The organism is Actinomadura bangladeshensis, from assembly GCF_004348335.1.
Classification (GTDB): Bacteria; Actinomycetota; Actinomycetes; order Streptosporangiales; family Streptosporangiaceae; genus Spirillospora; species Spirillospora bangladeshensis.
Genome location: NZ_SMJW01000375.1, coordinates 1 through 5,564 on the forward strand (window position 1 = coordinate 1; position 5,564 = coordinate 5,564).

Sequence of the window (5,564 nt, forward strand, 5' to 3'; positions counted from 1 at the left end):
GCCGGCCGGGCTGGGGCTCGGGCTGGTCGCGGCGGGGGCCGCGGCGGCCGTCGCGGTCGCGCTCACCGGCCAGGGAACCCCGGGGACGCCGGGCCCGCCGGACACGCCCGCCGGCGTCGACCTCAACAAGCAGGCGGTGCTCGCGGCGGCGGCCAAGGTCGAACTGACCCCGACCGGCAAGTACTGGTACACCGACCGCATCGACGGGCAGTCGTACATCATCCGGGCGAAGACCGGCACCTACGCGATCGTCGGCGCCACGACCGAGTCGTTCAGCTGGACCGGCGTGAAGAAGGGGACCGGCGAGGCGTACTACGGGCGCGACCTGCCGGCCCGGCCGCTCACGGCGCGGGACGAGGCGCTCTGGAAGAAGGCCGGGTCGCCGTCGACGTTCCGGGTCTGGTCGAACGACCACTACTCCACCTACACGGCCGAGGCGACGAAGTGGCGGTCGGACGGTCCCGAGGTCGGCATCGACCCCGAGGGCGGCGGCGAGTTCCTGGGCAAGCCGGCCGAGGAGTGGCAGAACCTGCCGACCGACCCGGCCGAGCTCGCCGAGCAGTTCCTGAGCGGTGAGGAGGCGGCCCGGGGCGGCGATCCCGGGGCGAAGAGCGGCCGGAAGCCGACCGAGGCGCAGACGGCCTCCGCCGGGATCTGGCGGACGTCGTCGATCCTCGGCGGCACCCCCGTCCCGCCGAAGGTGCGGGCGGGGCTGATGCGGGCGCTGGCGTCCCGGCCGGGCATCCAGGCGATCGGCCGCGTCGCCGACCCGATGGGCCGCGAGGGCGTCGCGCTGGCCGCCGCCGAGCGCACCGCCGCGGTCACCGGCGAGTACGGCGGGCCGAAGGCCGAGCGGGGCGGCTACGGCCACCGCCTGGTCATCGTCTTCGACGAGAAGACCGGCGGCGTCCTGTCCGTCCAGGACACGCTCACCAGGCCGGGCGGCCCGTACGCGGAGATGAAGCCGGGCTTCATCATCAACTACGTCGCCGTCCGCTCGTCGGGCTGGACCGACACCAAGCCGAAGCCGCCCGCGGAGCTGCCCTTCTGAGCGGCCCTTCTGAGCCGGGGGCGGTGGCCGCCGCGTTATCCCTTCGGTGAAACGCCGCCTCCACGCCGATGCCCTCCGCCCACCGTCCGGGCGGGGGGCATCGTGCTGCCGGAAGGTTCCGGTGCCGTCACGCGGTGAGGTCGGACGGGGCTGTGCCGGCCTCGTTCAGGGCAAGACCCAGGGCGACGCGTTCGGTCAGCCAGGCGCTGGGGCGGTAGCGGGGGTCTCCGGTGGCCTCCTGCAGGCCGTGCAGAATCCGGAGGACGCGGTCGGCGCCCTCGTGCTCGCCCCACTCCAGCGGGCCGCGCGGATAGCCGAGAGCGAGGCGGACGGCGGTGTCGATGTCCTGCGGACGGGCGAGACGCTGCTCGGCGATCCCGCAGCCCACGTTCACGACCGAGGCCAGGAGCCGCTGGGCCACCGGGGCCGGGGCGTCGCGGACGACGGAGACGGACCGTCCGGTCGCGGCGAGGGCTGCGATACCGGCGCGTCCTGCGTCCACGTCCACGCCCGGATGCACCATCACGGTGAGGCGGGTGAAGAACCCGCCCAGCGGGTCAACGCCCAAGGTGCGTTCCAAGGGGAGGCCCTCCGCCGCCGCCACAGTGCTCTGCCCGAGCGGGGCGACGAGCAGGACCGCGTTGGCCGACGGCTCTTCCCCGGACTCGACCTCCACTCCTGCTGCGGAGAGCAGCGCGCCCAGTGATTCACGGACGTCGCCGTGCACCCACACTGGGCGCGGCTCCACCGCCGGGACAGCGACCTCCGGTGGCTCTTGCTTGGCGCCGTCCGCGTACTTGTAGAAGCCTTCACCCGTCTTACGTCCGTGCAGGCCGGCCTCTAGGCGTGCCCGTCCGATCCTGGACGGACGGAAACGCGGCTCCGTGTAGAAGCCCGTCCAGATGGACTCCATCACCGGGTGCGACACATCCATCCCGGTGAGGTCGAGCAGCTCGCAAGGCCCCATCTTCAGGCCCAGGACGTCCCGCGAGATGCGGTCGATGTCCACCGGCTCGGCGGCGCCCTCGGACAGGATCTGCAGAGCCTCCGTCACCAGGCCGCGGCCTGCGTGGTTGACGAGGAACCCGGGCGCGTCCGGCGCGAGCACCGGTTCATGCCCGAGGCGCCGGACGAGGTCGGCGAGCGCGTCCGGGATCCACTCCGCCGTGCGCGCCCCCGGGATCACCTCCACCAGACGCATCAGCGGCACCGGATTGAAGAAGTGCAGCCCCGCCACCCTGGACGGATCCTCCAGCGCCGCCGCGATCGCCGTCACCGGCAGCGAACTGGTGTTGGTCACCAGGATCGTGTGCTTCGGGCAGACCTTCTCCAGGGACGTGAACAGCTCCCGCTTGGTGTCGATGTCCTCCCGGACGGCCTCCACCACGACATCGCAGTCCTGGAACGGGGTCAGCGGCTCGCCGACCGGCCGGAGCCGCCCCTTCGCGGCCGCCGCGTCCTCGGCGGTCATCCGCCCCTTGGAGACGAGCTTGTCGAACATGCCGCCGATGTACTCGGTGGCGCTGACCACGGCCTCCATCCGGAGGTCGGCCAGCTCCACGGTCAGCCCGCCCGCCGCGGCGAGCTGCGCGATCCCGCGCCCCATCGCCCCGGTCCCGATCACCCGGATGGTCGTCGCCTGCCGCGCCCACTGCTCCACCGTCGCCTCCTCGCTCGTCCACTCCCCACGCATTCAACCGCGCCGGCCGGGTGGCCGTAATGCGCGAGGTGCCCGCAACCGACCTCCGTAAGGAGCCCACCATGTCGCCTCTGACCGGCCGCCCGGGGGCCTGGGCTCAGGTCGCTTCGGCGTTGAGTGTCCCGGCTATCGGAGTCCGGGCTGAGAGGCGGGCCGGGACGGCGGTGAGCGCGGCCGTCACGGGCACGGCGGCCAGCGCGGCGGCGAGCAGCGCCCAGGCGGGCGGCCAGGCCGTGCCCGGCCCGGCGAAGGGCAGGCACAGGACGAGGCCCATCGGAATGCCGGCGAGGGCGCCGGGCAGGGTCGGCAGGAGCTGGGCGGCGGACAGGCCCGCGGTGACCTGCCCGGGGGTGGCGCCGAGGGTGCGGGCGACCGCCATGGTGTGCCGGGCCTCCTGCGCCGTGGTCCAGGTGACGGTGATCGTGTTGACCGCGGCGAGGATGATCAGCGCGGCGGTGACGGCCAGGATCACGTGGTGCTGCTGGGCGTCCCGCAGGTCGTTCGCCATGGGGGAGCCCGGATAGCCCTTCAGGGGCTGCGCGTAGATCACCAGCAGGCCCGTGACCGTGGTCATGGTGGCCGCGGTGTTGCAGGCGTGCAGGACGGCGCGTCCCGGCCGGCGGGCGATCAGCCGCAGCCCGAGCAGGAGCGGCGTCGGCAGCAGCGCGGAGATCCTCGTCAGATGGGCCCGGTGCTGCGGCTGGTGGGCGGCGTCGGCGAGCGCGGTGACGGTGTCGGTGCGCAGCGCCCGGACGGTCGGGCCGAGCGTGGTGAGCCCCGCGACGGCCAGCGCCACGGTGGTCGTGAGCGCGATGGTGTCGCCGCTCGGCCCGGTCGCGGCGGTGATCAGGCTGGCACTGGGGTTGACGATGGCGGGCGTGATCAGCCGTGCGATGACCAGCCCCAGGGCGTTGGCGAGCAGCGCCAGCACCAGATACTCGGCGAGCAGGACGGCGGCGATGAGGCCGGGCGTGGCGCCGACCGCCTTGAGCACCCCCACCCGGCGGGTCTGCTCGGCGGCGCGTCCGGCGGCCAGCGTCGCCACGCCGCCGATGGCCAGGAAGCTGAGCAGCCAGCTGCCGATGACGAGGATCGGCTGGCTGCCTCTGAGCATGGTCGAGTCCTGGTCGGCCACGAGCTGCCAGGCCCTGATGTTCACCCAGGTGTCCTCGAACGCCGGGGCGATCGCGCGGACCCGCTGTGCGAACGCCTCGGCGGCGCCCGGGTCGCGCAGCTTCAGGTAGATGAAGGAGGTCACCTCGACGTCGGGTGACTTCAGCGCCCGGGTGTCCGGTTCGGTCAGCCAGACGAGGCCGCCGCCGTCGCTCGGCCCGCCGTTCGGACCGATCCCCAGCGCCCACGGGTAGACCGAGCGGGCCGCGGTCACGGCGATCCCGGTGACGGGGAACGAGCGTCCGGCGATGGTGACGTGGTCACCGACCCGGACGTCCATCGCGGTGGCGAAGCCGCGCTCGACCACGGCGCCTCCCGGACGGACCCACCCGCCCGACGTCACCAGCGGCCGGTCGACCGGGCCCGGTGCCGTGCCGGTGACCTGCACCACCGCGGCGCCCGTCGAGCCGTGCGCCGTGACCGAGGTGTAGTACTGGCGGTGCGGGCCGCTGTGCGCGACCACCCCGGGCGCTCGCTCCAGCGACTTCAAGGCCGTGATCGTGGCCGGGTCGGTGCCGGGAGAGTACGCGGCCACGTCGGGCCCGGCGGTCGCCGCCCGCGTCTGCTGGTAGAGCTTCTCGGTCGCGCCGTGCAGCGACCCGCCGAGGCTCAGCATGGCGGTGGCGGCGGTGACCGAAACGAGCAGCATCGCGGCCTGCCCAGGCCGCCGCCGCACATCCGCCACCACGAGCCGCAGAATGATCAGCAAGCGCCCCACGACTCAGCTCCCGCCCCGAATCGACCCGACAATTCCGACGGTCGGCCGGAGAGTCCTGGTCCGGACGTCCGGAAACGGCCTTGGGGTGTCGTCGGGCTCGTTCATGCGTCCTCGGGTTCGTTCTCGGTGTTCGACCAGCGGCGCTCGCAGGCGTCCAGCCAGTGCAGGTCCGCCTGCAGCCGCAGTGCGACGCCTTCCAGCAGCAGGCCGGCGGTGGAGCCGTCAGGCTCGGCGAGGACCGCGCGCTGCACGTCGCCCAGGCGGCGCAGCAGCTCGCGGCGCTGCGCGTCCACCAGCTCGACGGGGTCGGCGAGCCGGGCTGCCGCGGCGGCGGCGAGCTTGAGGTGGAACTCCGCCAGGTTCGGCTTCGGCCAGTTCACCTCGGTCAGCCAGGCGGCCACGCGCCGCTGCCCGGCCGGCGTCAGCGCGTACACCTTGCGGTCGGGCCGGTCGGGGAGGCCCTCGGCGCGTTCGCAGACGACCAGGCCCGCCTTCTCCAGCCGGGCCAGGGTCACGTACACCTGGCCCGCGTTCATCGAGTCGCCGAGCGGCCCGAGGGCCCGTCGCAGGCGCGCGCGCAGGCCGTACCCGTGCGACGGTTCCTTCGCGAGCATCGCCAGCACCGCGTCCTGCATGCGTCACCCCTTACGGCTAGCTAATAGCTAACGGTTAGCCCGCGCGCTCGTCAAGAGGAACCGTCGGCCTGCCGGTCGGGACGCTGGGCCGCGCGCCGTTATCCACAGAAGCGCGTTCCAGTTCCAGCGGCCGCGCGCCGCTCGCATCATGGAAGCCGGTCGGGGCATGACGATGCGGGGGTGCGGCGTGGTCAGGGCAATCAGGTGGGCGTCGGTGACCAGATGGCGGTGCGGCCGGCCAGGGCTGTCAAGCCGCCGGGGCGGGCGGCGTCCAGGTGGGGGTGCGGC

General features: G+C 73.6%; 4 protein-coding genes. 1 reads left to right on the forward strand and 3 read right to left on the reverse strand.

What is annotated here, in order from left to right:
- A partial coding sequence (locus tag E1284_RS42170; RefSeq protein ID WP_165965588.1) for a hypothetical protein occupies nucleotides 1–1,051 on the forward strand: 1,051 nt, incomplete at its 5' end.
- 127 nt (nucleotides 1,052–1,178) lie between these two features.
- Here the strand turns inward: E1284_RS42170 and E1284_RS37910 are convergent.
- The 3 genes from E1284_RS37910 to E1284_RS37920 all read right to left on the reverse strand — a co-directional run bounded on the left by E1284_RS37910 (nucleotide 1,179) and on the right by E1284_RS37920 (nucleotide 5,276).
- Nucleotides 1,179–2,711 carry a 3-hydroxyacyl-CoA dehydrogenase gene (locus E1284_RS37910; protein ID WP_165965589.1) on the reverse strand — a complete coding sequence of 511 codons (1,533 nt, stop codon included), beginning with the start codon at nucleotides 2,709–2,711 and terminating at the stop codon, nucleotides 1,179–1,181.
- Nucleotides 2,712–2,847: 136 nt separating this feature from the next.
- Nucleotides 2,848–4,641, reverse strand: a complete 1,794-nt coding sequence (locus tag E1284_RS37915) for an ABC transporter permease (RefSeq protein ID WP_131944968.1) — start codon at nucleotides 4,639–4,641, stop codon at nucleotides 2,848–2,850.
- Between the two features lie 101 nt (nucleotides 4,642–4,742).
- Nucleotides 4,743–5,276, reverse strand: coding sequence for a PadR family transcriptional regulator (locus tag E1284_RS37920; protein ID WP_131944969.1), 534 nt, complete (start codon nucleotides 5,274–5,276; stop codon nucleotides 4,743–4,745).
- Nucleotides 5,277–5,564: the final 288 nt, after the last annotated feature.